Annotated in this window: 31 protein-coding genes; 20 read left to right on the forward strand and 11 right to left on the reverse strand. The window is 68.1% G+C overall.

The window, feature by feature from the left end:
* Positions 1–167 precede the first annotated feature (167 nt).
* The gene (locus ACQR3U_RS05875; RefSeq protein WP_230809949.1) at positions 168–1,154 is read left to right on the forward strand and encodes an alpha/beta hydrolase; all 987 of its coding nucleotides are present in this window, start codon (positions 168–170) and stop codon (positions 1,152–1,154) included.
* 171 nt (positions 1,155–1,325) lie between these two features.
* On the opposite strand, the gene surE is transcribed toward ACQR3U_RS05875, so the two are convergent.
* Together surE and ACQR3U_RS05885 are read right to left on the reverse strand one after the other, a co-directional pair.
* Positions 1,326–2,117 (reverse strand): 5'/3'-nucleotidase SurE, encoded by a 792-nt coding sequence (gene surE / locus ACQR3U_RS05880; RefSeq protein WP_006553565.1) that lies wholly within the window; start codon positions 2,115–2,117, stop codon positions 1,326–1,328.
* On the reverse strand, positions 2,114–3,073 hold the full coding sequence (locus ACQR3U_RS05885; protein WP_006553564.1) for a 1-phosphofructokinase family hexose kinase: 960 nt from the start codon (positions 3,071–3,073) through the stop codon (positions 2,114–2,116). The genes surE and ACQR3U_RS05885 overlap by 4 nt, the downstream gene beginning before the upstream one ends.
* Before the next feature lie 115 nt (positions 3,074–3,188).
* Here ACQR3U_RS05885 and ACQR3U_RS05890 point away from each other — a divergent pair, with 115 nt between their 5' ends.
* The 4 genes from ACQR3U_RS05890 to ACQR3U_RS05905 all read left to right on the forward strand — a co-directional run bounded on the left by ACQR3U_RS05890 (position 3,189) and on the right by ACQR3U_RS05905 (position 6,309).
* Positions 3,189–3,632, forward strand: coding sequence for an SRPBCC family protein (locus ACQR3U_RS05890; protein ID WP_006553563.1), 444 nt, complete (start codon positions 3,189–3,191; stop codon positions 3,630–3,632).
* Positions 3,629–5,221 (forward strand): phytoene desaturase family protein, encoded by a 1,593-nt coding sequence (locus tag ACQR3U_RS05895; RefSeq protein ID WP_230809950.1) that lies wholly within the window; start codon positions 3,629–3,631, stop codon positions 5,219–5,221. The genes ACQR3U_RS05890 and ACQR3U_RS05895 overlap by 4 nt, the downstream gene beginning before the upstream one ends.
* 199 nt (positions 5,222–5,420) lie before the next feature.
* Positions 5,421–6,050 (forward strand): HemK2/MTQ2 family protein methyltransferase, encoded by a 630-nt coding sequence (locus tag ACQR3U_RS05900; RefSeq protein ID WP_230810013.1) that lies wholly within the window; start codon positions 5,421–5,423, stop codon positions 6,048–6,050.
* 4 nt (positions 6,051–6,054) lie between these two features.
* Positions 6,055–6,309: a CDGSH iron-sulfur domain-containing protein gene (locus ACQR3U_RS05905; protein ID WP_230809951.1), complete on the forward strand. Its 255-nt coding sequence runs from the start codon at positions 6,055–6,057 to the stop codon at positions 6,307–6,309.
* 211 nt (positions 6,310–6,520) lie between these two features.
* Here the strand turns inward: ACQR3U_RS05905 and ACQR3U_RS05910 are convergent, their stop codons facing one another.
* Positions 6,521–6,676: a DUF6131 family protein gene (locus ACQR3U_RS05910; protein WP_230809952.1), complete on the reverse strand. Its 156-nt coding sequence runs from the start codon at positions 6,674–6,676 to the stop codon at positions 6,521–6,523.
* A 218-nt stretch (positions 6,677–6,894) separates the two neighbouring features.
* Between ACQR3U_RS05910 and ACQR3U_RS05915 the strand changes: the two genes are divergently transcribed.
* From ACQR3U_RS05915 to ACQR3U_RS05925, 3 genes are all read left to right on the forward strand, one after another.
* Positions 6,895–7,440 (forward strand): Dps family protein, encoded by a 546-nt coding sequence (locus tag ACQR3U_RS05915; protein ID WP_006552397.1) that lies wholly within the window; start codon positions 6,895–6,897, stop codon positions 7,438–7,440.
* A gap of 46 nt (positions 7,441–7,486) precedes the next feature.
* Positions 7,487–8,593: an NAD-dependent epimerase/dehydratase family protein gene (locus tag ACQR3U_RS05920; RefSeq protein ID WP_230810014.1), complete on the forward strand. Its 1,107-nt coding sequence runs from the start codon at positions 7,487–7,489 to the stop codon at positions 8,591–8,593.
* Between the two features lie 126 nt (positions 8,594–8,719).
* Positions 8,720–8,992 carry a hypothetical protein gene (locus ACQR3U_RS05925; protein ID WP_230809953.1) on the forward strand — a complete coding sequence of 91 codons (273 nt, stop codon included), beginning with the start codon at positions 8,720–8,722 and terminating at the stop codon, positions 8,990–8,992.
* 78 nt (positions 8,993–9,070) lie between these two features.
* Here the strand turns inward: ACQR3U_RS05925 and ACQR3U_RS05930 are convergent, their stop codons facing one another.
* Positions 9,071–10,090 carry an iron-containing redox enzyme family protein gene (locus ACQR3U_RS05930; RefSeq protein WP_006552394.1) on the reverse strand — a complete coding sequence of 340 codons (1,020 nt, stop codon included), beginning with the start codon at positions 10,088–10,090 and terminating at the stop codon, positions 9,071–9,073.
* 197 nt (positions 10,091–10,287) lie between these two features.
* On the opposite strand from ACQR3U_RS05930, the gene ACQR3U_RS05935 reads away from it, so the two are divergent.
* From ACQR3U_RS05935 to ACQR3U_RS05950, 4 genes are all read left to right on the forward strand, one after another.
* A complete protein-coding gene (locus tag ACQR3U_RS05935) occupies positions 10,288–11,145 on the forward strand; it encodes an SDR family oxidoreductase (protein WP_230809954.1) in 858 nt (285 codons plus the stop codon).
* Between the two features lie 67 nt (positions 11,146–11,212).
* Positions 11,213–12,220, forward strand: a complete 1,008-nt coding sequence (locus ACQR3U_RS05940; RefSeq protein ID WP_230809955.1) for a helix-turn-helix transcriptional regulator — start codon at positions 11,213–11,215, stop codon at positions 12,218–12,220.
* Positions 12,217–12,762 carry a dihydrofolate reductase family protein gene (locus ACQR3U_RS05945; protein ID WP_230809956.1) on the forward strand — a complete coding sequence of 182 codons (546 nt, stop codon included), beginning with the start codon at positions 12,217–12,219 and terminating at the stop codon, positions 12,760–12,762. Before ACQR3U_RS05940 ends, ACQR3U_RS05945 begins: the two co-directional genes overlap by 4 nt.
* Before the next feature lie 81 nt (positions 12,763–12,843).
* Positions 12,844–13,065 carry a hypothetical protein gene (locus ACQR3U_RS05950; protein ID WP_006552390.1) on the forward strand — a complete coding sequence of 74 codons (222 nt, stop codon included), beginning with the start codon at positions 12,844–12,846 and terminating at the stop codon, positions 13,063–13,065.
* 101 nt (positions 13,066–13,166) lie between these two features.
* Here ACQR3U_RS05950 and ACQR3U_RS05955 read toward each other — a convergent pair whose 3' ends face one another.
* From ACQR3U_RS05955 to ACQR3U_RS05965, 3 genes are all read right to left on the reverse strand, one after another.
* Positions 13,167–14,024 carry a polyphosphate kinase 2 family protein gene (locus tag ACQR3U_RS05955; protein WP_230809957.1) on the reverse strand — a complete coding sequence of 286 codons (858 nt, stop codon included), beginning with the start codon at positions 14,022–14,024 and terminating at the stop codon, positions 13,167–13,169.
* A 136-nt stretch (positions 14,025–14,160) separates the two neighbouring features.
* Positions 14,161–14,514 carry a DUF4873 domain-containing protein gene (locus ACQR3U_RS05960; protein ID WP_006552388.1) on the reverse strand — a complete coding sequence of 118 codons (354 nt, stop codon included), beginning with the start codon at positions 14,512–14,514 and terminating at the stop codon, positions 14,161–14,163.
* A 44-nt stretch (positions 14,515–14,558) separates the two neighbouring features.
* Entirely contained in the window at positions 14,559–15,302 is a 744-nt protein-coding gene (locus ACQR3U_RS05965; protein ID WP_024101752.1) for a TetR/AcrR family transcriptional regulator, read from the reverse strand.
* Between the two features lie 156 nt (positions 15,303–15,458).
* On the opposite strand from ACQR3U_RS05965, the gene ACQR3U_RS05970 reads away from it, so the two are divergent.
* From ACQR3U_RS05970 to ACQR3U_RS05995, 6 genes are all read left to right on the forward strand, one after another.
* The gene (locus ACQR3U_RS05970) at positions 15,459–16,670 is read left to right on the forward strand and encodes a DUF445 domain-containing protein (protein WP_269065393.1); all 1,212 of its coding nucleotides are present in this window, start codon (positions 15,459–15,461) and stop codon (positions 16,668–16,670) included.
* 61 nt (positions 16,671–16,731) lie between these two features.
* Positions 16,732–17,211, forward strand: a complete 480-nt coding sequence (locus ACQR3U_RS05975) for a helix-turn-helix domain-containing protein (RefSeq protein WP_269572330.1) — start codon at positions 16,732–16,734, stop codon at positions 17,209–17,211.
* Positions 17,208–18,110, forward strand: a complete 903-nt coding sequence (locus tag ACQR3U_RS05980; protein ID WP_230809958.1) for an apolipoprotein A1/A4/E family protein — start codon at positions 17,208–17,210, stop codon at positions 18,108–18,110. Before ACQR3U_RS05975 ends, ACQR3U_RS05980 begins: the two co-directional genes overlap by 4 nt.
* A gap of 64 nt (positions 18,111–18,174) precedes the next feature.
* A complete protein-coding gene (locus ACQR3U_RS05985; RefSeq protein WP_024101750.1) occupies positions 18,175–18,465 on the forward strand; it encodes a DUF2516 family protein in 291 nt (96 codons plus the stop codon).
* An 89-nt stretch (positions 18,466–18,554) separates the two neighbouring features.
* Positions 18,555–19,478, forward strand: coding sequence for an AurF N-oxygenase family protein (locus ACQR3U_RS05990; protein WP_230809959.1), 924 nt, complete (start codon positions 18,555–18,557; stop codon positions 19,476–19,478).
* A gap of 40 nt (positions 19,479–19,518) precedes the next feature.
* The gene (locus ACQR3U_RS05995) at positions 19,519–20,556 is read left to right on the forward strand and encodes an alpha/beta fold hydrolase (protein WP_372477532.1); all 1,038 of its coding nucleotides are present in this window, start codon (positions 19,519–19,521) and stop codon (positions 20,554–20,556) included.
* Between the two features lie 95 nt (positions 20,557–20,651).
* On the opposite strand, the gene purU is transcribed toward ACQR3U_RS05995, so the two are convergent.
* The 3 genes from purU to ACQR3U_RS06010 all read right to left on the reverse strand — a co-directional run bounded on the left by purU (position 20,652) and on the right by ACQR3U_RS06010 (position 23,018).
* The gene (gene purU / locus ACQR3U_RS06000; RefSeq protein WP_006552379.1) at positions 20,652–21,539 is read right to left on the reverse strand and encodes a formyltetrahydrofolate deformylase; all 888 of its coding nucleotides are present in this window, start codon (positions 21,537–21,539) and stop codon (positions 20,652–20,654) included.
* A gap of 76 nt (positions 21,540–21,615) precedes the next feature.
* Complete coding sequence (locus tag ACQR3U_RS06005) at positions 21,616–22,488, reverse strand: class I SAM-dependent methyltransferase (protein WP_230809960.1); 873 nt, start codon at positions 22,486–22,488, stop codon at positions 21,616–21,618.
* Positions 22,485–23,018 carry a GNAT family N-acetyltransferase gene (locus tag ACQR3U_RS06010; RefSeq protein ID WP_230809961.1) on the reverse strand — a complete coding sequence of 178 codons (534 nt, stop codon included), beginning with the start codon at positions 23,016–23,018 and terminating at the stop codon, positions 22,485–22,487. Before ACQR3U_RS06010 ends, ACQR3U_RS06005 begins: the two co-directional genes overlap by 4 nt.
* A 194-nt stretch (positions 23,019–23,212) precedes the next feature.
* Here ACQR3U_RS06010 and deoC point away from each other — a divergent pair, with 194 nt between their 5' ends.
* On the forward strand, positions 23,213–23,878 hold the full coding sequence (gene deoC / locus ACQR3U_RS06015; protein ID WP_019291175.1) for a deoxyribose-phosphate aldolase: 666 nt from the start codon (positions 23,213–23,215) through the stop codon (positions 23,876–23,878).
* 38 nt (positions 23,879–23,916) lie between these two features.
* Here the strand turns inward: deoC and ACQR3U_RS06020 are convergent, their stop codons facing one another.
* Complete coding sequence (locus ACQR3U_RS06020) at positions 23,917–24,669, reverse strand: LmeA family phospholipid-binding protein (protein WP_230809962.1); 753 nt, start codon at positions 24,667–24,669, stop codon at positions 23,917–23,919.
* Positions 24,670–24,773: 104 nt separating this feature from the next.
* Between ACQR3U_RS06020 and ACQR3U_RS06025 the strand changes: the two genes are divergently transcribed.
* Positions 24,774–25,391 carry a type IV toxin-antitoxin system AbiEi family antitoxin domain-containing protein gene (locus tag ACQR3U_RS06025; protein ID WP_006552373.1) on the forward strand — a complete coding sequence of 206 codons (618 nt, stop codon included), beginning with the start codon at positions 24,774–24,776 and terminating at the stop codon, positions 25,389–25,391.
* Positions 25,392–25,393 lie beyond the last annotated feature (2 nt).

Consider the following 25,393-nt stretch of genomic DNA (forward strand, 5'->3'; position numbering starts at 1 on the left):
GTGTTTCGATGCCGGACAGGTGTGGGTAAACCGCAGTACCACGTGGCGTAAGGCGAAATAAATCAACCGGTTTCGTGGGTGTCCCACGGGAGGTTCCAGTGCTGTCTTCTGAGATCGACGATTTCGGTGGAGGTGAGGGCGTCAGCCGCACCCACCGAGGTGGAAGCGTGCGCTCCCGAGTCGTTCGGGGCGCGGTACGCGCACTCGCGAAGCCGGTCGTCGGGGCATGGATGGCCCGGCCCGACTTCGCGTGGCCACTGTCGGTCGTCGACGGCGCTGCGTCCCTCCTCCCCAAGCCCTCCGGAGCCCAGTACGTGGACGTCGACCTGGGCGCGTGCAGTGCAGAGTGGATCCGCGCGGAAGGACGATCGACCAAGCGCGCGGTGCTGTACCTGCACGGTGGCGCGTTCCTGATGTGCGGATTGAACACTCATCGTTCGCTGGCCGTGAGCCTGTCGGATCGCGCCGACGGCGCGGTGCTCAGCGTCGACTACCGCATGCTGCCGAACGCTCCCATCGCACAGGCGGTGGACGACGCGGTACGCGGTTACGAGTGGTTGTGCGAGAAAGGTTATCGGGGAGAGGACATCGTCATCGCAGGCGACTCCGCCGGGGGATACCTGTCGTTCATGACGGCCCTGGCCATCGCGGAATCCGATCTGCCCCGCCCCGCCGGAATCGTCGCGCTGTCGCCCCTCGTCGACCTCGATTCCGATCGTCGCGCCGAACACGACATGCAGGCGGCCTGCCCCATGTTCCCCGGATCGGCCGTGCAGTCGCTCGTACGCTACATCGAGGGCACCCATACCCGTCTGACCGTCGACGGGGAGCCCGGACCGCTGATGTGCCCGCTCGACAACGACCTCAGTGTGCTGCCCCCGGTGATGATCCACGCCGGTCACGACGAATTGCTGCGCAGCGACGCAGAATCCATGGCGCGGGCCGTGCGGGAGGCAGGGGTCAGCTGCGACCTGCACCTGTGGCGACACCAGGTGCACGCCTTCCCGATCTTCGCCGACAGCGTTCCCGAGAGCCGGCGTGCGCTCGCGGAGGCCGGCCGGTTCGTGCAGTCCGTGACGGACACGACCGGTCGTGCGCAACGGTCCGTCGTCACGCCGATCTCTCGCTACGTCTCCGATTCCGCAGTCGCCTGAGCACTGCAGTGCTCTGAGAACTGCAGTGCTCTGAGAACTGCAGTGCTCTGAGAACTGCAGTGCTCTGAGAACTGTAGTTCTCTGAGAACTGCAGCGGCCCGAATCAATTGGAGTCGGGACCGCTCGGTCGCGGCACTCGTGACCGAGCAGTCCCGGAACCTTCTACAGCACCTACTGCTGCGAACTACCCGAGTGGGCGAATTCCAAGGTTCCGAGATCGGCTTCCGCCACCTCGAAAGGCATCGTCAGCACGGTCGCGGTCGCCCACCCCCGGCACACGAGAACGGCGTCGCTGTCGTGGGATTCGTCGAGTTCGACCGCCCGGAAGGTGACCGGCAAGGCGCGGGAGATGTCGCCGTCGTCCTCGACCTCCCCGATCTCGGCCTGGACGGCACCGAATCCTGCCAGAGGAGCACTGCGCAGTCCGCGTAACTCGTGGACGGGCATGTCGGGGATGTTGACGTTGAGAACCGTGCCCGGACGGCTGTGTTCGACGGCCCACTCGAGAGCGCGACGGGTCACCAACTCGGCGGTCTCCCACTGCGACGGAGCTGTCCCGTTGAGGGACAATGCGACCGCGCGGGCACCGTGGGTGGCCGCGGTCAGGGCTGCACCCACCGTGCCCGAATGCAGGATCGCGTGACCGGTGTTGGGGCCCAGGTTGATTCCGGATAACACGATGTCCGGTGCCGTCCCGAACGCGCCGTACGAGGCGAGGAAGGTGATCAACGCCGGAGATGCTTCCACCGCATAGGATTCCACCTCGGGCAGGTCGTCGAGCGGGCGACGGCTGAGCAGGAGTTTTCCTTCGTCCTGGAGAGCGGTCAAGGATGCACTGGCGCCGCTGCGCTCGACATGGGGCGCCGCGACCTGCACGTCGAATCCCGCCTCGACCGCGAGGCGGGCGAGCAGGGCGAGACCGGGACTGTCGATGCCGTCGTCGTTGACGATCAGTGCTTTCATGAACGCTTCCCCTTCACCTTCCGGACCTCCACCTTCTCGGCCATCTTCTCCACAGCGCCACGATGCCCCGTCGCCAGACCGCGGCGCGTGACGTTGACCGCACCTGCTGCGGCGCCGAGACGCAGCGCGTCCTCGAACTTCGCGCCCGCGGCGTAGGCCGACGCGATGCCGGCGGTCATCGAATCTCCGGCACCGTGGTGGTCCACGGTCTGCACCGAGGGTGCCTCCACCTCCCAGATGGTTCCGTTGTCCAGTGCGATCGCCGGATCGCCGGCGCGGGAGATCACCACCGAGGCGGCACCTTCGTCGTGGAGACGGTGCAAGGCCTCGATGAGATCGTCGAGATCCTCGGACTTCGCGCGACCGTCCTCGATGAGATCCTCGTGGCTCACCTTCAGCACGGTCACCCCGCCTTCGAGGGCCGCACCGAGGGTGGGGCCGGACAGATCGGCGACGACCGGGATGCCGAGGGCTCCCAGATCGGCGCACAGGCGCGTGTACACCTCGCTCGGTACGGCGTCGTCGTTGTGCGGTCCGCCCAGCATCGCGACCTTCGCGCACATCGCGGACGCCAGCGACGCGCTGAACAGATCGTCGGTCTCGTGACGGGTGAGTGCCGGCGGGTCGATCTCCACGATCTCCTTCCGTTCGCCCTCGCGCCGGTCGTGGATGTAGGAACCGTTGGGTGATGCGGTCTCCACGGCATGCACCGTCACGCCTTCGCGGTTGATCATGTCGACGAGGATCGTGCCGGACTCGCCGCCGAACGGTCCGCACAGGTGCACGTCCATTCCCAGGGTCGCCGCCATGCGGCCGATCCAGAATCCCTGCCCGCCGGGATGGACGTGCAGTTCGGTGCTTCCGTCGGGTGCCTTCTCGAGGGTTACCGTGAGGAGCGGGGACGGCGCGAAGACGAAGGCGTACGGGTTGGAGGAGGGGATGTTCTCGGCTTCCATGCCCGCCCGGATACCCCCTCCGAACAGCGATGACACCCGGCGTCGTGTGACACCTGCGGAAGCGGGGTATGCGTCTGCCGCAAGCGAGCTGTCGTCCAGAAGATGAGGAGCGGGCATGGCCAGGATCGCGACGATCGAGACTTCGGTGGCACCGGCGCGTGTATGGGAGATCCTCGCCGACGGCTGGCGGTACGCGGCATGGGTGGTGGGTGCGTCGCGCATCCGGGCCGTCGACCCCGCCTGGCCGCAACGGGACACCCGGATCCATCATTCGGTGGGTCTGTGGCCTCTCCTGCTCGACGACCACACCGAGGTCAGCGAGGTGGTGCCCGAACGGCAACTGGTGCTGCGCGCACGTGCCTGGCTGTTCGGCAAGGCCGAGATCGCGATCTCGCTCGAACCCACCCACGACGGCGGCACCCGCATCACGATGGCCGAACACGTCGTCGAAGGACCGTACGCCCTCGTCCCCGATCGCGTACAGGAGGAAATGGTGTTGCCACGGAACCAGGAATGCCTGAGACGGTTGGTGCTGCTCGCCGAAGGCGCCACCGAATGAGCGACGCGACGGTCGATGCGGTTGTCATCGGCGCCGGACCCAACGGTCTGACCGCCGCCGCGGTGCTCGCCGACGCCGGATGGGACGTCCTCGTACTGGAGGAACAACCCGAACCCGGTGGAGCGGTGCGCAGCGCAGAACTTCACCCGGGATACTGCGCCGATCTGTTCAGCGCGTTCTATCCGCTCGGTGTGGCCTCACCGGCCTTCCAAGCCCTCGATCTCGCGTCGCACGGCCTCCGCTGGGCGCGTTCCCCGAAGGCCTTCGGTCACCCGCTGGGCCCCGACGACGAGGACGCGATCGTCGTCTCTCCGGATCCGACCGACACGGCGGCCGACCTCGAGCGTCGCTACGTCGGTGACGGGGAAGCGTGGCTGGCGCTGTTCGACCAGTGGAAGCAGGTACGCGGCGCGCTTCTCGAACTGCTCCTCGGTCCGTTCCCGCCGGTCCGGGGTTCCGTGGACCTGCTGCGCACCATGAAGACGGGAGATCTGCTGCGCTACGCGCGCATGCTCGCGCTGCCCGTCACCCGGATGTCGTCCGAGTTGTTCGGCGGTTCGGCGGCGCGGCTGCTGCTCCTGGGCAATGCCATGCATGCCGACACACCGCCCGAGGCGCCCGGCAGCGGCGTGATGGGTTACATGCTCACGATGCTCGCGCAGGACGTCGGATTCCCCGCGCCGGTCGGCGGCGCGGGAGCGCTCACCGACGCGCTGGTCCGGTGCGGCGCCGCAGCGGGTGCCCAGCTGCGGTGCGACTCGCCGGTCGTCGGCGTGGAGGTGCAGGGCGGGAAGGTCTCCGCAGTCCGGATCGCCGGTGGCGAGCGGGTGAAGGTGCGACATGCCGTCCTCGCCGATACCTCGGCCCCGGCCCTGTACACGCGGCTCCTCCCGGCCGACGCCGTCGGGTCACGGGTACTCGACGACCTGCGCAAGTTCGAATGGGACACCCCGGTCGTGAAGGTGAACTACGCGCTCGACGGCCGCGTGCCGTGGCGTTCGCCCTCGTTGAGCGGGGCCGGCACGGTGCACGTCGGTGCCGATACGGACGCGATGATCCGGTGGTCGGCCGATCTGTCCACCGGGGTCGTCCCCGAGTCGCCCTTCCTCCTCTTCGGGCAGATGACCACCACCGACACGACGCGGTCGCCCGAGGGAACCGAAAGCTGCTGGGCCTACACACATCTGCCGCGGGGCATCACCGACGACGCGTCCGCCGACCACCTCGCCGAACGCGTCGACGCGCAACTCGAGGCCTACGCACCGGGTTTCGGTGCACGCGTGGTCGGCCGGCACGTCCAGCGACCCGGCGACCTCGAAGCGGCCGACGCAAATCTCGTCGGCGGCGCCGTCAACGGTGGAACCGCGCAGGTCCACCAGCAGTTGTTCCTGCGGCCCACTCCCGGTTTCGGTGGACCGCGGACCCCGGTCGAAGGGGTGTATCTCGCCAGCTCGGGTGCGCATCCGGGCGGGGGAGTCCACGGCATGGGTGGCTGGAACGCCGCCCACGCCGCACTCGCGGACGGCAAACGCACCGCTCCGGTGACCCGACGCGTGCGAAATGCCGCTCGCCGGGTGCTGTTCTCGTGATTGCTGGGCCTCCCACGCGGAACGGTGGCGTGTTTCACACGGAAGTCGCGCGGGTATCCGCCCGCGAACGGACGGATCCGGGTTTTCGGCCCGGGGTGGTGGAGATGCCGTCGAACTCGAGATACCGAGGTGGTGTGACGTGACAGCTTCCCTGGCGCTGGACGGATCGGATTCGCCGCGGGTATGGCGTATTCCGGGGGTGTACCGCCCCCAAGAGGATTCGTATCTGCTCGCAGGCGCGCTTGCGTACGCAGGCGGTACGAAGGGTGCGAAGGTGCTCGACTTCTGCACCGGGACAGGGTTTCTGGCGGTGAACGCCGCCATGCTCGGTGCTTCGTCGGTGACGGCCTTCGACATCAACCCGCGAGCCGTGTTCAGCGCCCGCGTCAACGCGTGGTCGCGCCGGCTGCCGATCCGTGCCCGGCAGGGAGGCCTGGACGAGGCGTTGCGCCACGGTCCGTTCGACATCGTCTTGTCGAATCCGCCGTACGTTCCGTGCGACGGGGAGAACCGCGACCCGCGCTGGGATGCCGGCGCCGACGGACGCTGCGTGCTCGATCCGTTGTGCGACAGCCTGCCCACCCTGCTCACGCCCGGCGGATTCGCGCTGATCGTGCACTCCGAGTTCACCGGTGTGGAGGCAACACTGTCCCGGCTGCGTGAGGCGGACCTCAAGGCATCCGTCGTCGCCCGCAGCCGTATCCCCTTCGGACCGGTCCTTCGCAACCGCACGGACTATCTGTTGTACTCGTCGCAGCTGGCGGAGCCCGGGGCACTGACCGAGGAGGTGGTCGTCGTCCGCGCCGACCGCCCCCGCACGAGGAGTTGAGAACGTGAGCAAGGCACCGAAGATCACGCAGCTCACCGCCGACGGAGAGTGCGACGCACGGGTCGTGCGGCAGGTGAGGGGCGGTCCCACCCTCGTCGAGGGCCCGGTGCGGATCGTCGAGGACGACGGCGCCGAGACGGTCTCGGACCGTTTCGTGGTGGCCGTGTGCCGGTGTCACCGCAGCGCGCTGTACCCCCTCTGCGACACCAGCCATCGCGCACTCCGTACGCCGAAGGCGGCGGCGCGCACCGACACCTAGGCATCGAACTAACCTTCCGGTCCGGGCCGGTCCCTGCACAGGGGCCGGCCCGGACGTCGTTCCGGGACCCCGGGCCGCCGGTCGGCCTGTCGTATCGGGGCGGGGTCGTAAGGGTCCGGAAACGACGAATCCCGGGTGCCGTGAGCACCCGGGATCCGCAGTTCTGCCTCGTGCCGGACGTCTCCTTCCGGCACGGACGATCGACAGGGGGTCAGTACCAGTGCGCGCGTCCGCCGATCGCCCGGCCCGTCGCGCCCAAGATCGCAAGGATCACGCCGATCACCAGAAGTATCACTCCGAGTATGGTGAGGATCGAGATACCGGTGAAGAACCCCACCACCAACAGAATCAGACCCAGAATGATCATTGTCGCCACCTCAGATGTCATGACCGAAACCTGGAAGCCTCGGTGCCCGGCGATCGAATAACCGGGTTGGTCCGTTTCCAAACGTTTGTGACTCGCCTGATCCGGACAAATTCATTCGACGCAGGTCACGGGACGTCCGGTGCGCCCGGATGTTTGGATTCCACCGTGCCTCGGGTATTCGCCTTCCGACACACCCGAGAGCATTCCGGAGGAAGAATATGTCGAACTCGAGCTACACGGTTCCCGGTCTGAGCGATGCCGACGGCTCGCGCACCGCGAAGATTCTCCAGGAGCGCCTGAGTGCCTACAACGACCTGCACCTCACGCTGAAGCACATCCACTGGAACGTCGTCGGTCCGAACTTCATCGGCGTCCACGAGATGATCGACCCGCAGGTAGAGCTCGTGCGCGGATACGCGGACGAGGTCGCCGAGCGGATCGCCGCGCTCGGTGCGTCGCCCAAGGGCACGCCGGGCGCCATCGAGAAGAACCGCACGTGGGACGACTACTCGGTCGGCCGCGACACCGCGCAGGCGCACCTCGCTGCGCTGGACCTCGTCTACGACGGCATCATCACCGACAACCGCAAGGCGATCGACGAGGTCGGCAAGCTCGACCCGATCACCGAGGACGTCCTGATCGGCCAGACCGGCCAGCTGGAGAAGTTCCAGTGGTTCGTCCGCGCCCACCTCGAGAACGCTGCCGGTATTCTCCCGAACGCCGATGCGCAGACGGAGAAGGACGCAGCGGAATCGGCCCGCTGACCGGGACACCCGGACGATACCGACGATGCCGATGGCTCCCACGACGATGCCGATGGCTCCCACGCCCCGAACCGGTCTGCCACGACGCATCGTCGTCACCGGAGCGAGCGGAAATGTCGGCACGGCGCTCCTGCGCAGGCTGGCCGCTCACCCCGCACAACTCGATATCGTCGCGATCGCGCGCCGGATTCCCCCGGCGCGCGATCCGTATGCGGCGGCGAAATGGTGCGCCGTGGACCTCGGGGCTCCCGACGCCGCCCGGGTCCTGACTCCGATCTTCGCGGAGGCCGACGCCGTTGTGCACCTGGCCTGGGGATTCCAGCCCTCGCACCGTCGCGACTATCTCCGGCGGGTGGCGGTGGACGGCACCCGCGCCGTCATGACGGCCGCCGCCGACGCCGGTGTCGCGCACGTGATCCACATGTCCTCCGCCGCCGTGTACTCCGAGGGCGCCTACCGTCGGGAGGTCGACGAGTCGTGGGCCCGCGAAGGCGTGCCCACCTGTGTCTACAGCGTCGACAAGGTTGCGGCGGAGACATTCCTCGACGACTTCGAGTCCGGCACGAACGTGCCCGTCCTCACCCGTTTCCGCCCGGGATTCATCGGGCAGCTCGTCTCCGGCTCGGGCCTCGAACGCTACGTGCTGCCCGAGTTCGTGCCCGCCGGCATCACGAACCATCTGCCGTTGATCCCGATCGATCACACGCTCACGATTCCCGCCGTGCACTCCGACGATGTGGCGGACGCGCTGGTCGCAGCGCTCGAGCGACGGGTGCCCGGTCCGTTCAACCTGGGTGCACCGACCCCGGTGGGAGCGCGGGACTTCGCCGCTCCGTTCGACTGCCCGACGATTCCGGTGCCGCGATGGGGTCTGTCGGCGCTCGCCGAAGCGACCTGGCGCCTACGGTTGCAACCGGTGCAGGGCGGATGGATCGACCTCGCCTACACCTGCCCGATGCTCGACTGCAGAAGGGCCCGCGAGGAACTCGGATGGTCGCCGAAGTACGACGGTCCCGAGGTGTGGTCCGAGACGGTGCGCGGCATGCGCAGCGCGACGGGCACCGACAGCCCCGTCCTCTCTCCGCGCAGCGCGCGCGAACGACTCGCCGCGCTCGTCGAACGCGGGCCCATCGGCCGGCGGATACCGCCGTAACACTCTCGGCCGTAACGCTCTCCTGCGCAGGACCATCCGCCGCCCTCCGTCGTCCCCTGCTGGGCGGTGGAGGGCGGGTTCGTGGAGGGCCGGTTTCGTGGAGGGCCGGATGCGGTATCCACCACCATGACGAAACCATCGAATCGAGCTCACGCTCCCACCACTGCGTCCCGAGCTTCGGGCTGGGTCGGATACGCCTGCATCCTCGCGGGGATCGCTGTCGTCGCTCTCGTCCTCTACGCGGCGGGCGACGGATTCGAGGGATGGGTGATCGTCGGAGCCATCGCTGCCGCCGTGCTCATCGTCGTCGGCGTGGTGATGTCCGCGCTCAACCTCCGTCGACGCCGCCTCCGCGGGTCCGGTGGCACCCCCACACACGAACCCGGCCTGATCAACTGAGCCGGGACCCCGGCACCGACGAGTGGAGCCCCGGGACGCACTGTCCCGGGGCTCCACTCGCTGACTCGTACCCGAGTGTCAGGCCGGTGCCTCCGCCGACGTGAGGAGCGAGCTGCGACCGGCGGTCCAGCTGCCCAGCAGATGGCTTCCGAGCCGGCCCTCGAGGAACTCGATGGCCTGCGCACCGAACGAGATGTCCTGCGCCCGAGCCGGATCCTGTTCGATCATGTAACCCACCACGTCGTGCCGCAGGACGAGCTCGTGGACGGCGTCGGCCTCGATGTGCTCGGAGTAGAAGAGGACGCACGCGTCGTCGGCGCCCAGACGCTCGAGAGCCTCGACCATGCGGCGGGCGCTGGGGGCGGTGGTGATCTCGGCCGCGGCGAACATCCCGACCAACATCGGCGTATATGCGCGGTGCAGACCGCACAACGACATGAAGTTCACCGTTGCAAGGGTGACGGCGGGAACGACGTCGAGATAGCCCAGATAGTCGTCCTTCAGGCCGGCGGCGAGCAGCAGGTCGGCGAACAACCGCGAGTGCATGCGCTCGGCCCGACCTCCGCCGTACTCGTCGAACTCGACGGCGACCAGCGCGGCTTTGGCGCGACCGGACAGTCGAGGGATCGCGAGGGCGTGTGGGTCCGCTTCCTTGAGGTGGTAGATCGAGCGATGCACGAAGAACTCGCGCATCATCTCCCACGTGCCGTTCGCGGCGAGCTCGTGGGAGACACCCCACGAGTCGTCCGGCTCGCGGCACAGGTCCTCGAGGACACCCTGCGGATCGTCGGAAGCCGGGACGTCGGCGCGCAGCCGATCGAGGAAGATGCGCTCGAGACGCGCCCGGACCCCGAGCGGGCCCGGTGCCCATTCCCAGGCCGGGTCGACGCCCGCAAACCCGCGGTAGTGGAGCTCGTAGAGAACGGCCAGAGCGAGTTGGACGTCCTCGCCGTAGGCATCCGCGCCGTCGGTCGCGACGTCCCACACGGCATCGTCCACCGGGCCACCGAGTCGCTCGACGATCTCGGCGGAGATGGGTCCGCGGGGTGTGGGAAGCGGAGCGTCGTGCACGTCGCACATCCGGGTCTCATGAGCCATACGCCGGGGTTACCCTCTCGGAGCAGTGCAGAAACGACCCGTCGGTCGGTGCAGAAACGACCCGTCGGTCGGTGCAGAAATGACCCGTCGGTCGGTGCAGAAATGACCCGTCGGTCGGTGCAGAAACGACCCGTCGGTCGGTGCGGACCGGGGAAACGGGCGTGAATATCGGTGCAGCCTGTGGGTATCCGGCGGCCATGAGCGAGGACCGCGGACGAGAACCACACACCATCGACTATCCCGGTGAGACCGACGAGATGGCCGAGCGCCCCGCCGACGAGATGCGCGGTTACGTCGGCCGCGGGTTGCTGTCCGGCCGCAAGGCCCTCGTCACGGGCGGCGACTCCGGCATCGGACGGGCGGTCGCCGTCGCCTTCGCGAAGGAGGGTGCCGACGTCGCGATCGCGTACCTCGAGGAACACCGCGACGCCGAACACACCGCCGACCTGGTGCGACGCGAGGGCCGCACATGCCACGTGATCGCGGGCGACCTCGGCGACGCGCAGCACTGCCGGGCGGTGGTGGCCGAGACGGTCGAGCAACTCGGTGGCCTCGACATCCTCGTCAACAATGCCGGCACCCAGCAGCCCGTCGACGATTTCGCCGAGTTGAGCGAGGAGCAGTGGCGCCACACCTTCGCCGTGAACATCGACAGCTTCTTCCACGTGACGAAGGCGGCCCTGCCGCATCTGACGCCGGGCGGTTCCGTCATCAACACCGCGTCGGTCAACGGTCTGCGCGGCAACAAGACGCTCATCGACTACTCGGCGACCAAGGGCGCGGTGATCGCCCTGACCTACTCGCTCGCGCAGGCACTGCAGGACAGGCAGATCCGCGTGAACTGCGTGGCGCCCGGACCGGTGTGGACACCGTTGATCCCGGCGACGATGGACGCGGAGAAGGTCTCCGAGTTCGGGCAACAGGCCCCTTTCGGCCGCGCCGCGCAGCCCGACGAGATCGCCCCGTCCTACGTCTTCTTCGCATCGGAGACGATGTCGTCGTACTACAGCGGTGAGGTACTCGCCCCGCTCGGCGGCGAGACCATGCCGGGCTGACCGGGTGAGCCGGTAGAGAGCAAGAACGGTCGGGCGGCGGCCGGGGTCTGCGCGCGACACTGAACGCATGACCTTCGGCCGTGATCGACTGCGGGAACTGCTCGACGCCGTTCTCGACGAGAACAACGCGACCCTCGAACGGATGGCGCAGCACGCCTACGCGTCGCAGTGGCACTTCAGCCGCACCTTCGCGGTGGGCACCGGCGAGTCGCCGGTGGCGTTGCGGCGCCGGGTGATGCTCGAGCGTGCCGCCTGGCAACTGCGTCACGGCAGTTCGGTCACCGATGCGGCGTTCGCCGCCGGCTACGACAGCGTCGAAGGGTTCGCCCGGGCCTTCGTCCGTGCCTACGGATATCCGCCCAGCGAGGCCGCCCGGGTGCTCGGCACCGGCCGTAGGGATCCCGGGGCGCCTGCGCCCGTCGACCCCGGGGCGCCCGCACCCGTCGACCACTGGGCGCCCGCGCCCGTCGATCACTGGTTGCCCGCCCCCAACGGCGTACATTTCCATCCGCCCACCAATCTCTGGGTCGAGGAGGACGGAGGGCGGTCCACCGCGCCCGACTACCCGGCCGCCGAGGTCCTCGCGCAGATGGTGCAGCACGACCTCGCGGACACCCGCTATCTCCTCGAGCGCGCCACCGAGCTCGACGACGACGAGCGCGACCGGATCAGGTTCCCCGGACTGGTGGTCCTCGAATGGGACGGTCCCGAGGAATCCGTCTCACGTGTGCTCGGCAACCTGGTACGTGCCAAGGAGATGTGGTTGGCCTCGATGGCCGGCGCTGACCACCCCGAGGATTCTGACAACGGGATCGACTCTCTGACAGTGCGTTTCGAGGACGTTGCTCCGCGCTGGGTGGAGACGATCCGCGACATCCATCGCCGCGGCGCCTGGGGCGACGTGCTCATCGACGCCCTGTGCGACCCTCCCGAGAGCTTCGTCCTCGGGGGAGTGGTCGCCCACGTCCTCACCTTCGCCGCACACCGCCGTCAACTCGCGCGGCACATGATGCGGGCGGTCGGGCTCGACGTCGATCACGGAGATCCACTCGACTGGAACAGGAGCAGCTCATGACCCGGATGATCTACTACACCGCAAGCACACTGGACGGCTTCCTCGCCACCGAGGACCATTCGCTCGACTGGTTGCTCACCCGGGAGTCCGGTGACGGCGGGCCGTTCGACTACGAGAAGTTCATCGCCGGTATCGGCGCCATCGTCATGGGATCGTCCACCTACCGCTGGGTGCTCGACCATGCAGGCGAGGACAAGTGGGAGTACGACCTGCCCTGCTGGGTGTTCACGCATCGCGACGACCTGCCCGTCGCCCGGGCAGGCGACGAACCCGGCGACATCCGCTTCACGCAGAAGGACGTCCGTCAGGTCTACGACGAGATGGCCGAGGCCGCGAACGGCCGCGACCTGTGGATGGTGGGCGGCGGTGATCTCGCCGGACAGTACGCCGAGCGCAGTCTGCTCGACGAGCTCGTCGTCTCCTTCGCGCCGGTGACCATCGGTTCCGGCCGTCCGTTGCTCCCGCTACACGTGGAGATGCGCCTCACCGAGCTCGGGCAGAGCGGCGAGTTCGCCGTCCTCCGCTACGAGGTGCTGAAGTAATCCACCGGTCGGTTGTGATGCGAGTCACGTGCAGGTACCGTCGGCATCGAGAGGGACACACCTCGTCCGAGGAGGCCGGTCGTGAAACTCAATCTGTTCGTAGCCTGGAGCGCCTATGCGCTCGCACTCGCCTCGATCCTGATGATCGCCCTGACGATCGTCGCCGCGGGGTACGGATTCTCGGGCTGGGCGCTCGTCGCGGCGCTCGGCGCTGTCGTCGCACTCGGCGCGGCATTCGGCATGATGGCCGGAACCGTGCGCCGAGACCACAGACGGCACTACGACACCCCGCATCTGTTCTGAGGGTGATACCTGACGCGAGTCGGTGAAAGCCGACTCGCATCACTCACACGACATCACGACTCTGCGAGTCTGTGACATCACGACTCAGCGAGTCTGTGACATCACGACTCTGCGAGTCGGCGCTTCTCCGTTTCGATGTCGAAAGTCGGCTCCGGCCAATCGAGGTCGAGACGTTCGAACGCGTCGATGAGCAGTTCCGTCACCGCGAGGCGGCTGTACCACTTGCGGTCGCACGGTACGACGTACCAGGGCGCCTCGTCGGTGCTGGTCCGATCCAGCATGTCCTGATAGGCCTGCTGGTACTGCGGCCACAGGGCGCGCTCCGAGACATCGCTCGGGTCGTACTTCCAGTGCTTGTCGCGGCGCTCGAGGCGCTCGGCGAGGCGCTTCTTCTGCTCGTCCAACGAGACGAACATCGCGACCTTCACGATGGTCGTGCCCTCCCGGACGACTTCGCTCTCGAACCGGTTGATCACGTCGTAGCGTCCGCGCCAGACATTCTCCGGCACCAGTGATCTCACCCGCGCGACCAGCACATCCTCGTAGTGCGACCGGTCGAAGACGCCGAGCTGACCGTTGCGGGGGAGGGCCTTCGCGATCCGCCACAGGAAGTGGTGCCGCTTCTCCTCCTCCGTCGGCACCCCGAAGGCCTTATGGTCGACGCCCTGCGGGTCGATTTGGCCGACGACGTGACGCACCATGCCGCCCTTCCCGGCGGTGTCCATGCCCTGCAGGATCAGCAGCACCGAGCGGGTGCCGCCGGTCCGCCCCTCGGCGAACAGCATCTCCTGCAGATCGGAGAGGACGGCACCACGTTCGGCGAACAGACGTTCGCCGAGCGCCTTGTCGCCGTCGAATCCCGGGGTGCCGTTCGTGTCGATCTCGGCGACGCGGGTCTCGGGCGTCGCCCGGAGGGCTTCGACGATCGATGCGGGCCGGAAGACGTCGTCCTTCGTCATCCCGACAGCGTGTCACACGCAGGCGTCATCGGGCGTGTGCCACACGCAGTGGTCATCGGGCGTGTGCCACACGCAGTGGTCATCGGGCGTGTGCCACACGCAGTGGTCATCGGGCGTGTGCCACACGCAGTCGTGATCAGGCGGGATCGACACCGTCGGTCTCGGTTGGCAGAGGGTAGGGCGGTCGCGAGATGCCGTCGACCATGTGGCTGCCCCACAGGTCGACCTCCGAGATGCGGGCGGTCGCGGTCTCGGGGGCGTCGGGCACCGTGATCGTCACGGTGGTGCCGGGGGCAGGCGAGGAGTCTGCTCCGAGGGTCTCGGCGAGCCTGCGGAGCCGGCCGCGCCACACGTGCCGGCCGAGCAGGGGGTCGAACCGTCCGGAGATCTCGACGTCGACGGCGACCGTGCGGTTGCCCACGGTGACCTCGGCGGGACCGCGGTAGCCGGGATCGTCCTCGTCGTGCAGGTCGTCGGCGTGGTCGCTCACACCCGCACTATACGTGCAACTTCGAGTAACAGTAAAGGTGTCGATCAGGGAGTGGTCGACGACTCCGGCAGGAGTGGATGCGGTTGCGACTTGAAGCGCACCGGAGATCCGGCGACTCCGGCGATGCCGTTCATGCCGCCCCAGATCATCATCGTCAGATAATCGATCAGGTCCTCGGCGGTCATCGACTTGTTCGAGATCCACCAGTGCGTCGCGAGCTGGATGCCGCCGACGATTCCGTACGCCCACGGCACGGCACCACCCGAATCCATCTCGAGCAGCCGCAGCCGTTCCCCGAGGACGGTAGCGACGAGCTCGGCGATCATCCGCTCCGAATCGGCCACCACGTCGCGCCCCGCCGACGCGCTGTTGCTCATCACGTACAGATAGACCTCGGGATCGTCGGCGACGGTCTCGACGTAGGCGGTGATCGCCTCCCGGGTGAGCTCGTACTCGTCGAGATCCTCCGCGACCGCCGCGTAGATCCGGGGAGCAAGGACCGTCTCGACGTACCGCAGCATCGTCGCGGTCGTCAGGTCGCTCTTGTCGGTGAAGTAGCGGTAGAGCACCGTCTTCGACACGCCGATCTCGGCGGCGATCTCGTCCATGCCGATCTCGTGGCCGCGGGAGCGGATCGCGTTGATGGTGCCGTCCACGAGCTCTTCCCGGCGGGCGATCTTGTGCTCGTGCCAGCGCCGTTTGCGGCCGTCCTGCTTCACGGGCGGGGCGGCCTCGCTCGAGGTCGTGGTCGAAGTCGTCTGCGGTCTGCTGGACACTGTGTGGCACATCCGTTCGGTTTCGATCGTCGGCTCAGTCTACGATCCGGCCCCCCGTCCTTCAGAACTCGAGGGCGATCCGTCCGCCGAGTGCCGACTTTCGGCACAATCGATCGGGTGCAGCTCCTGACGACCGACGACGAGATCAAACGCCGAGAACTCCGCCGTATGAAGGCGGTCGCGACCGGCTTCCTCGTCGCCGCCGCGATCATCTATCTCTTCTGCCGCTGGCAGGAATCCCGCGGCGCCGGCGCATGGGTGGGTTACGTGCGCGCGGCTTCCGAGGCCGGCATGGTCGGCGCGCTCGCCGACTGGTTCGCCGTGACCGCCCTGTTCCGGCACCCACTACGGATACCCATCCCGCACACGGCGATCATCAAGCGGAAGAAGGACCAGCTCGGCGCCAACCTGAGCTCGTTCGTCGGCAACAACTTCCTCGCACCCGAGGTGGTGTCGGCCAAGGTCGAGTCGGCGCAGATCCCGCTGCGGGTCGGTACCTGGCTCGCCGAACCCGAGAACGCCCAGCGTGTGGCCAAGGAGACGTCGACGGTCCTGCGCGGCGTGGTCGGAATCCTGCGCGAGGACGACATCCAGCAGATCATCGACCACACCATCGTCAAGCGGATCGCCGAACCGGAATGGGGACCGCCCATCGGGCGTGTCCTCACCGAACTCCTCGCCGAGAACCGCCACCTGCCGCTCGTCGACATGCTCGCCGAACGCGCGCACCAGTGGGCGCTCGGGAGCCAGGAGACCATCGACCGCGTGATCAGCCGCGACTCGCCGTCGTGGTCGCCGAAGTTCGTCGACCTGCTGCTCGGCGAGAAGATCCACCGCGAACTCGTGGAGTTCACGTGGAAGGTGCGGTCGAATCCCGACCACGAGGTGCGGCTCGCGGTCAACAAGTTCCTCGCCGACTACGCCCGCGACCTGCAAAGCGATCCCGTGACCATCGCCAAGGCGGAGAAGGTCAAGGCCGAGATCATGGGCCGCGACGAGATCACCGGGCTCGCCGCGGCGACCTGGCGGACGGCCAAGCGAATGATCCTCGACTCGGTGGACGACCCGAACAGCACCCTGCGCACGAAGATCGCGGAGAACGTCATGGCGTTCGGCATCCGGGTGCGTGAGGACGCCGAGCTGCGCACCAAGATCGACGGTTGGTTGCTCGACGCGGTGCGTTTCGTCGCGTCCAACTACGCCGACGAGATCACCTCCGTCATCCGCGAGACGGTCGAGCGCTGGGACGCCGAGGAGGCCAGCCGCAAGATCGAACTCGCCGTGGGTCGCGACCTGCAGTTCATTCGCATCAACGGCACGGTGGTCGGCTCACTCGCCGGGTTGACGATCTACACGGTCTCGGAGTTGCTGTTCGCGTGACGGCGGTCACGTGCTAGCAAGGTGCTTGCTGTAGCTAGCACTTGTCCGTAGACTGGTCGGTGTGTCCACGGAACCAGATCCGATCGAGGGCTCGGACACGCCGGACGACAGCGCCGGACCGGGGGATATCGCCGTTCGGGTGGTCAACAACGCCGCCCAGGACATCGGTGCCTTCATTCGGTCGCAGCGCGAGGCTGCACAGGTGTCGCTCCGCCAGTTGTCGCAACTGGCCGGTGTCAGCAACCCGTACCTGAGCCAGATCGAACGGGGCCTGCGCAAGCCGTCCGCGGAAGTGCTCGCCCAGATCGCCAAGGGGTTGCGGCTCTCGGCCGAGGTTCTCTATGTGCGAGCGGGGATCCTCGAACATCGAGGAGCGGAGAGCGCCGTGCGCGACGCGGTGCTCGTCGACACCGTTCTCACCGAGCGGCAGAAGCAGGTCCTGCTCGACATCTACGACTCGTTCTGCCGAGAGAATCAGCAGAACACCGGCGAGGCCCGGCCCGACCATCCGACAGACTTCGACGAGGAGAAAACTCCATGACCGATCCCACCAACATCCGTACCTCCCTCTACGCCGCGGTCGGTGCCGGCGACGCCGTCGTCCAGGCCGTCGCCGACCTCGTGGCCCAGGCGCGCCGACGTGCGGAGACCAACCGCACCGAGGTGGCCGAGCGGGTCGAGACCGCCCGCGACCGCTTCGCGACCCTGCCCGCCGATCTCACCGAGACCGTCGAGTCCCTCCGCGAGCGTCTCGCCGAACTCCCGGCCGAGCTGCCCGAGGAGATCGCGGAGCTGCGCGAGCGCTTCAGCACCGAGGAGCTGCGCAAGGTCGCCGAGGCGTACCTGAAGGTCGCCTCCGACCTCTACACCGCACTCGCCGAGCGCGGTGAGGAGACCATCGAGCGTCTGCGCTCCCAGCCGGCCCTCGAGGACGGCCTCGGTCGCGCCGAAGCCGTGCTCGGCGACGCCGCCGACCTCACCGAGGAAGCCCTCGGGACGGTGGCCCGCCGGACCCGCGAGGTCGGCGAGCAGGCCGCTAAGCTCGCGGGTCGCGCGGCCGGCCGCATCTCCGAGACGAGCGACGAGGTGAGCGAGGCCGTGTCCGACGCCGGCGACAAGGCCGCCGAGCGCGTCGTCGAGCTCGGTGAGCGTGCCGAAGAGACGGGCTCCGAGACCGCCGGACGGGTCGAGTCGGCCCGCGGCGAGGTCCGCGAAGCGGCTTACAAGGCTGCGGAGAAGGTCGAGTCGGTGGCCACCCCGGTCGAGCCGGTCGAGGTCACCCCGGCCAAGGCTCCGGCCAAGAAGACTCCCGCCAAGGCCCCGGCCAAGACGGTTGCCAAGACGCCCGCCGCCAAGGCTCCGGCCAAGACCGCCGCCAAGACCCCGGCGAAGAAGACCCCTGCCAAGAAGGCGGCTCCGCGCAAGACCAGCGGTTCCTGACCTGCAGTGATCGATCGGCCCTCGTGCGAACTCGCACGAGGGCCGATTCTCGTAGACTGGTGTGGTGACCAATGTCGATTCACTTGCCGGTCTGATCATCCTCGCGCTGCAGATCATCGCCATCGCCGGGGCGGGATTCGCGCTGTTCCACGTCGTGCGTCAGCCCGCCGAGGCGTTTCCGGCCGTCGACAAGCTGACCAAGCCCGTCTGGCTCGGCATCCTCGTGGCCGCGTTGCTCGTCCTCGTCGTCTTCGGCGCGGTGGGTCTGCTCGGGATCATCGCGGTCGTCGCCGTGTGCGTGTACCTCGTGGACGTCCGTCCGCGGGTCGAGGAGGTCCAGCGCCCTCGGTGGTAGGGGGTCGGGCCTCCCTTTCGCTTGACAAGTGTGATCCAGATAATGACACTTCGGGTAACGGATAATTTTCCGAGACGAGGTGATCGGCGATGACGCTCCTGCGAAAGCACGACAGCCTGCCGGGTGAACACTCCACGGATCACCGGCAGGATACCGCGCAACGCCTGCTCGATTCGTCGGCGCGGCTCTCCTACGATCCCGAGCTCGAGATCGACTGGGACGCGCCGCTCGTGGACGGCAAGTACGGCATGACCCCGGAGTGGTGCAGTCTCTACGGCACCGACCTGTGGGAACGCATGTCGGAGGACCAGCGCATCACCCTCACCGAGCACGAGGCCGCGAGCATCGCCGGCACCGGGATCTGGTTCGAGATGATCCTCATGCAGATGCTCGTCCGCGATCTCTACCGGCACGATCCGGCAACCCCCTACGTGCAGTTCGGGCTCACCGAGATCGCCGACGAATGCCGGCACTCGATCATGTTCGCACGGTCGGCGCAGCGATACGGCATCCCCTCCTACCGGCCCAAGCGTTGGATCCGCGAGACCGGCCGGCTGTTCAAGGCCGTCGCGCGCGGCGCCCTCGCCTACGGCGGCACCCTGTTCGCCGAGGAGATCCTCGACATGATGCAGCGCGATTTCATGCGCGACGAGCGGGTGCAGCCCATCACCCGGACGGTGAGTCACGTCCACGTCGTGGAGGAGTCGCGGCACATCCGCTACGCCCGCGAGGAGACACGCAGGCGCTCGGCCCGGCTCGGACGTCTCGAGCGGGCATGGATCCGGATCCACCTCGGGGTGAGCGCGTACTTCGTCGTCACCAGCCTCGTGAACGACCAGGTCTACGCCGCGGCCGGACTCGACGTCGCCGAAGCGAAGAAGGCCGCGCAGGAGAACAGGCACTACCACGACAAGCTCCGTCAGGGCACTCGCCGCACGGTCGAGTTCCTCGACGAGGTGGGACTGATCGGCGGTCCGTCAACTCTGCTTCTGCGTCGCGCGCACGTCCTGTGACGTCGCGCTGCTCCACCGAACCGACAGGAGAATTCCACCCGTGAGAAAGCCGTCCCCGACCGCGTCGATCGCCGCGGGCTCGATCGTCCTCGCTGCCGCGGCGACCACCGCCGTGCTCGTCCGCCGGCGTCGTCGGACGGTCGTCCGTACCGAGGACGTCGCCCCGCACGAGCTGCTGCGCGAACCGGAACTCGAACCCGAGATCCTCGACGTCCGCGCCGACGACGGTGCCCGGCTGAACGTGCTCGCCTATGGCGACGCGGACGCTCCCGTGCTGGTGTTCTGTCACGGCTGGACGTGCAACGCCGCGTACTGGACCCCGCAGATCAACGCCTTCGCGGAGAACTACCGGGTGGTGGTCTACGACCAGCGCGGGCACGGCGACAGTGAGGCCGGGGCGCGGACGCTGGGAGCAGACGTGCTCGCCGACGATCTCCGGACGGTCCTCGACGCTGTGGTCCGGCCCGGTTCGAAGGCCGTGCTCACAGGTCACAGCATGGGCGGGATGAGCATCATCGCGTGGGCCGAGAAGTACCCGGAGGACGTCGGCCGCACGGTCGCAGGCGTGCTGCTCGCGAGCACCGGCACCGACCGGCTGGTCGCGGACTCGGCGATCGTGCCGCTGCCGCAACGCTTCCCGCGGGTGCCGGTGCCCGTCGCGAGCCGGCTCATGGGTGCGACCGTCCCGTTGGCGGCGTCCCCGGTGACGACGCGGGCCCTGCGCTACGTGGCCCTGTCGCCCGGTGCGAGCGCCGCCGAGGTGCAGTTCTGCGAGAAGATCGTGCTCGGCTGCCCGCCGCGCACGCGGGGCGGCTGGGGCAGGGCACTGAGTGCCCTCGACATCCGTGAGGGTCTGCGCAATCTCACCGTGCCGACGACAGTGCTGGTCGGCACCGCCGACCGTCTCACCCCGCCTGTCCACGCCCGGCGTCTCGCCGAGGAACTCGACCGTGCGGGCAACCTCGAACGTTTCGTGGTGCTCGACGGCATCGGCCACATGAGCTCGGTCGAAGCGATCGACCGGTTCGACGAGGAGCTCGCGCACCTTGTCGAACGAGCCGGTGTGCCCGTCGGCTGAGCCGATCACTCGCACGCACGTCGGCTGAGCCGATCACCCACGCACGAAAGACAGGTCCATCCGCTCGCGGGTGGACCGGTTTCGGCTCGGGGGATCTACCGGAAGACGACGGTCTTACTGTCGTGCACCAGCACCCGATCCTCGAGGTGCCAGCGCAGACCGCGCGAGAGGACCAGCTTCTCGACGTCGCGGCCCTGACGGACCATGTCGCTGACGCTGTCGCTGTGACTGACGCGGATGACGTCCTGCTCGATGATCGGGCCCGCGTCGAGTTCGGCGGTGACGTAGTGGCAGGTCGCGCCGATGAGCTTCACGCCGCGCGTGAAGGCCTGGTGGTAGGGCCGTGCGCCGATGAACGACGGCAGGAAACTGTGGTGGATGTTGATCGCGCGGCCGGCCCAGTGCTCGCACAGTTCCTCCGGGAGCACCTGCATGAACCGGGCGAGGACCACCGCGTGCGGGTCGTGGGCGTCGACGAGCTTGCGGACCTGCTCGAAAGCCGGTCCGCGCTCGGCGGGATCCTTCGGGAACGACACGTAGTGGAAGGTGATGCCGTGTCGCTGCGCGACCGGTTCGAGATCGCGATGGTTGCCGATGACCGCGCAGATCTCGGCGTCGAGTTCCCCTGCGGCGACCCGTCCGAGGATGTCGTGCAGGCAGTGCCCTTCCTTGCTGACGAGCAGCACGACGCGCTTGCGCTTGCCGGTGTCGGAGAGCGTCCATTCGGTCTGCGGGCCGATGTCGGCGGCGACGCTCGCGAACTTCTCGCGCAGCTCGTCGAGTCCGAACGGGATCGACGACGCCCGGACGGCCTGCCGGGTGAAGAACCAACCGGTGTCTTGATCGGCGTGGTAGGCCGCCTCGACGATCGAACCACCGACCTCCGCGAGGAAGGTCGCGATGCGGGCGACGATCCCGGTGGTGTCCGGGCAGCCCAGGGTCAGAACGTAACGTCGATCGTCGGCGGATGAGGCGAGCGTCATGCCCCGATTCTCTCAGGTGACACACGGCGTCCTACTTCCGGTCGGCCCTGCTCCCGGTAGACCCTGTCTCCGGTCGTCAGCCCGAGACCGGAGGACGTCGAACCGTACCCGTGGCGACGAGAGTGGTCGCATCGATCGTGCGCAGTCCGCGTGCGGTGACCTCCTCGGCGATCTGCTGCCGCACCGACGCCACCTGCCCGGAGTCGAGCCCGGTCAGCACCGCGCGCAAACCGGTGCCCGTTACGAGCGACCAGCACAACTCCTCCGTCGCCGGAAGGAGATTCGACAGGGTGCGGACCTCCACGGAATCGGTTCCGGCGTCCGCGAGCCACGCCTCGAGTGTGTCCGGAGTGTCGATCCGGTGCAGGGGTGTGCGGTCGCGCAGGACGCCGCGCTCGCGCAGCCCGGGGGAGTAGCGCGACGCGACATCGAACACGATCGACGAGAACTCCTCCATCGCGCCGCGTCGCCAGACCGTCACGCCGGCGCGTCCGCCCTGCCTCACGAGCGAGACCAGACGCCAGAAGGTTCGGTCCATGTCCGGGAGGAAGAACACCCCGTAGGAGATCGACAGCACGTCGTAGCCGGCGTCGGGTACGTCCGACGGTGCCTCCCACTGCGAGGCGTCCGCACAGACGAATTCGATGTTCTTCAGGCCGCGGCGTTCCGCGGTCAGGCGGCCGTGTTCGAGCATCTCGTTGGCGACGTCGACGCCGTGGACGAGACCTTCGGGTCCGACGGCGGCGGCGGCGGGAAGCGCGGACGATCCCGTTCCGCAACACGCGTCGAGCACCGCCTCGTCGGGGGCGACGCCGAGCTGGAAGACCAGTGCCTGCCCGGCCGGTCCCCACACCGTCGGGGTCAGCTCGTCGAAATCCCCGCTCGCCGCGTCGAAGGTGCGTGCGGTCTCGGCGGAATCGGCCCAGGGGTTCTCGGGATCGTCGTTCATGCCTGCTCCTCGAGGGCGTAGAACGGCTCGGCGTACCGGAAGGTGCCCCGCAGCTCGGGGTCGTGTGCCGTGAGCGCCCGTGCCTGGAAGTGGGACGCCCACTCCTCGACGTCGGGGGAGATCCCGAGTTCGGCGGCGGGCACGAAACCGAATCGGGGGTAGTAGTCGGGATGTCCGAGCAGGAGCACGATCGACTCGTCCAGGGCATCCGCCGCACCGAGCACGGCGTGCATGAGAGCGGCGCCCACGCCGGAGCGCTGGAAATCGGGACGGACACCGAGTGGACCGAGGCCCAGAGCAGGGGTGGCGCCGACGTGACCCCGGGTGGCGACGACCTGGCCGACGATCGCGCCCGAGGGGTCCTCGGCCACGAGCGACAACGGCGGCAGCCATGCGTCGCTCGCCCGCAACGACGCGACCAGACCGGGCTCGACCGGCTCGCGACCTTCCGGGGCGAACGGCGCGAACGCGGCGCGATGCACGTCGGCGGTCGCACGGACGTCGGCGGGGAGTTCTCGACGGATCAGCACGCGATCATTGTCGTGGCCGAAGCGGTGCGGCGGTATCGAATTATCGCCGTCTGCTGTTCCTCCGGACCACCACGACGGCCACAACTGCGACGAGAAGCGCGATCACCAGGATTTCCATGGGAATCGACTACCCGGCACGGGGCGAAGCCTGCTGAGCACGGCCGTCGGATCTCGCCGTGTGGAAAGCTGCAGTCATGTCCGGAACTACGTTGACCCGCGCGCAGGTCGCGTCGATGATCGACCACACCCTCCTCAAGCCCGAAGCGTCCTCGCAGGACGTGCGGGCCCTCGTCGACGAAGCCGTCGAACTCGGCGTGTACGCGGTGTGCGTGTCGCCGTCGATGCTGCCCCTGCGGGCCGAGGGGGTCACGGTCGCGACGGTCGTCGGTTTCCCTTCCGGCAAGCACCATTCCCTCATCAAGGGCGCCGAGGCGCGACTCGCCGTCGACGAGGGCGCACGCGAGATCGACATGGTGATCGACGTGGGCGCAGCGGTGGCCGGCGACTACAACGCCGTCCTCGCCGACATCCTCACCGTGCGTGAAGCGATCGGTTTCGACCCTGTCCTCAAGGTCATCATCGAATCCGCGGTGCTCTCCGACGAGGCGATCGTCGAGGTGTGCCGCGCCGCGGAGAAGGCCGGGGCGAACTTCGTGAAGACCTCCACCGGTTTCCATCCCGCGGGTGGCGCCACCACCCACGCGGTCGCGCTCATGGCGGAGACGGTGGGCGGCAAGCTCGGCATCAAGGCGAGCGGCGGCATCCGCACCGCCGAGGACGCGGTCGCAATGATCGAGGCCGGAGCGACGCGACTCGGACTGTCCGGCAGCCGCGCGGTGCTGGACGGGCTGCAGAGCTGACGACAGCTCTCGACGGTCTGCCGGACCGGCCTCCTCGCTCACGACAGGAGGCCGCAGCTGCCCTCCTGCTGTTGCTGCTGCTGTCCCTGCGGGGCCTCCGGCAGCACGAAGCGGCCACCCTCGAGGCGGAGATCGATACCGCTGTCGGTGACGTTCACCTCGGTGGCCTGCATACCCAGCGGGTACTGCTGCAGACCCGAGGTCAGGATCTCCACGACGCCGTCGACGAGGGCCGTCGGGAGCCCGATGCCGAGGATCGTCGCGTCGGTCGTCTCGACCGTCACCACACCGCCGTTCACCACCGGTCGCGCGGTGAACTCCGCGAGACCCTGGCCGCCGACCGTGAACGTCAAGGTGCCCGCGTTCTCGTCGGCCATGACATCGGTGACGAGGCCGCCGACCGACTGGCTCTGCACGGTCGCGAGGATCCCGGAGGTGGGCCACGAGACGTCGGCACTCGAGCTGCCGATGGTGCCGGCGCCCTCGGCGGAGTCGCGCAGGTCGACGTCGTTGACCTCGGCGTGCACCTGCATCTGCTGGGCCGGACCGAAGGCGGTGTCGTCGCTGTCGAGAGCGACCGAGGGAACCTGCCGGTCGAGCAGCTGGAGCAACACCGGCTTCCAGCTCAGGTCGACGTCGACTCCCGTGCCGAGCTCGCTCTCGAAGGACTGGGCGAGGCAGGCCGTCGCGCGGTTGCGGACGTAGACCTCCGCGCCCACCAGGACTGCGATCAGCGCCGCGACGAGAACGACGGCGATCGTGACGGTGCGGTTGCGCTTCCGTTGCGTCATGGTCGCCGATTCTTCCGGACGACGCTGAGGATCGACTGAGCACACGGCCACAGGATGAGGAAAATATGTGAGGTGTACCACATTCTTCGGCTACGCTGGGCGCCATGACAGGGTGGACGGATTCAGGTTACGACGCAACCGGGCGGGCCGATGCCGACGACTCGCTGCGGCGCCTCGCCGCCACACAAGCCGGGTTCTTCACCGCACGCCAGGCCGTCGGTCACGGAATAGCAGCTCACGACTTCGCGGAACGCATCGAGGCGGGACTGTGGATCCGCGTCGAGACCGAACTGTTCCGCCTCAGCGACAGCCCACGGACGAAGTTCGACGAATTCGCCCAATGGTGCACCTGGTACGAGGGCGAAGCGGTCGTCTCGCACCAGAGCGCCGCCGACCTGCACGGCATGGGCCACCTGCAGCCCCGCTTCCTGCACCTGTCCACACCCGACCAGCGCACCGTGCCGAGCAACCGGCTCGCGCTGCATCACCGGACGCTGGCAGAGGAGGACTGCGAGGTCGTCGGGGCCTTCCGGATCACCACACCCGCCCGCACCGCGGTCGACCTCGCGGCCGGCGGCGTGTCCCAGGAAGTGCTCGACGAACTCGTCGGCGACGCGATCGCGCTCGGCCGGGTCGACTCCGACCAGCTGCACGCCGCCGTGGCGAACCAGCCGGCCGCGGTGGCCGACCGGATCGAGCTCGCGCTCCTCGCCGCGGGCTGACC

This window comes from Rhodococcus sp. IEGM1339 (assembly GCF_050321925.1).
Taxonomy (GTDB): domain Bacteria; phylum Actinomycetota; class Actinomycetes; order Mycobacteriales; family Mycobacteriaceae; genus Rhodococcus; species Rhodococcus pyridinivorans.

Excerpts from the sequence above, each read along its gene's own strand:
- ACQR3U_RS05980 (WP_230809958.1), top strand. The coding sequence starts at position 17,208 with ATGACCGATCCCACCAACATCCGTACCTCCCTCTACGCCGCGGTCGGT.
- ACQR3U_RS05890 (WP_006553563.1), top strand. The coding sequence starts at position 3,189 with ATGGCCAGGATCGCGACGATCGAGACTTCGGTGGCACCGGCGCGTGTA.
- ACQR3U_RS05935 (WP_230809954.1), top strand. The coding sequence starts at position 10,288 with ATGAGCGAGGACCGCGGACGAGAACCACACACCATCGACTATCCCGGT.
- purU (WP_006552379.1), bottom strand. The coding sequence starts at position 21,539 with ATGACGCTCGCCTCATCCGCCGACGATCGACGTTACGTTCTGACCCTG.
- surE (WP_006553565.1), bottom strand. The coding sequence starts at position 2,117 with ATGAAAGCACTGATCGTCAACGACGACGGCATCGACAGTCCCGGTCTC.
- ACQR3U_RS05940 (WP_230809955.1), top strand. The coding sequence starts at position 11,213 with ATGACCTTCGGCCGTGATCGACTGCGGGAACTGCTCGACGCCGTTCTC.
- ACQR3U_RS06005 (WP_230809960.1), bottom strand. The coding sequence starts at position 22,488 with ATGAACGACGATCCCGAGAACCCCTGGGCCGATTCCGCCGAGACCGCA.
- ACQR3U_RS05915 (WP_006552397.1), top strand. The coding sequence starts at position 6,895 with ATGTCGAACTCGAGCTACACGGTTCCCGGTCTGAGCGATGCCGACGGC.
- deoC (WP_019291175.1), top strand. The coding sequence starts at position 23,213 with ATGTCCGGAACTACGTTGACCCGCGCGCAGGTCGCGTCGATGATCGAC.
- ACQR3U_RS05930 (WP_006552394.1), bottom strand. The coding sequence starts at position 10,090 with ATGGCTCATGAGACCCGGATGTGCGACGTGCACGACGCTCCGCTTCCC.
- ACQR3U_RS05990 (WP_230809959.1), top strand. The coding sequence starts at position 18,555 with ATGACGCTCCTGCGAAAGCACGACAGCCTGCCGGGTGAACACTCCACG.
- ACQR3U_RS05925 (WP_230809953.1), top strand. The coding sequence starts at position 8,720 with ATGACGAAACCATCGAATCGAGCTCACGCTCCCACCACTGCGTCCCGA.
- ACQR3U_RS05965 (WP_024101752.1), bottom strand. The coding sequence starts at position 15,302 with ATGTGCCACACAGTGTCCAGCAGACCGCAGACGACTTCGACCACGACC.
- ACQR3U_RS05920 (WP_230810014.1), top strand. The coding sequence starts at position 7,487 with ATGCCGATGGCTCCCACGCCCCGAACCGGTCTGCCACGACGCATCGTC.
- ACQR3U_RS05910 (WP_230809952.1), bottom strand. The coding sequence starts at position 6,676 with ATGATCATTCTGGGTCTGATTCTGTTGGTGGTGGGGTTCTTCACCGGT.
- ACQR3U_RS05895 (WP_230809950.1), top strand. The coding sequence starts at position 3,629 with ATGAGCGACGCGACGGTCGATGCGGTTGTCATCGGCGCCGGACCCAAC.
- ACQR3U_RS05885 (WP_006553564.1), bottom strand. The coding sequence starts at position 3,073 with ATGGAAGCCGAGAACATCCCCTCCTCCAACCCGTACGCCTTCGTCTTC.
- ACQR3U_RS05970 (WP_269065393.1), top strand. The coding sequence starts at position 15,459 with ATGAAGGCGGTCGCGACCGGCTTCCTCGTCGCCGCCGCGATCATCTAT.
- ACQR3U_RS06025 (WP_006552373.1), top strand. The coding sequence starts at position 24,774 with ATGACAGGGTGGACGGATTCAGGTTACGACGCAACCGGGCGGGCCGAT.
- ACQR3U_RS05945 (WP_230809956.1), top strand. The coding sequence starts at position 12,217 with ATGACCCGGATGATCTACTACACCGCAAGCACACTGGACGGCTTCCTC.
- ACQR3U_RS05955 (WP_230809957.1), bottom strand. The coding sequence starts at position 14,024 with ATGACGAAGGACGACGTCTTCCGGCCCGCATCGATCGTCGAAGCCCTC.
- ACQR3U_RS06020 (WP_230809962.1), bottom strand. The coding sequence starts at position 24,669 with ATGACGCAACGGAAGCGCAACCGCACCGTCACGATCGCCGTCGTTCTC.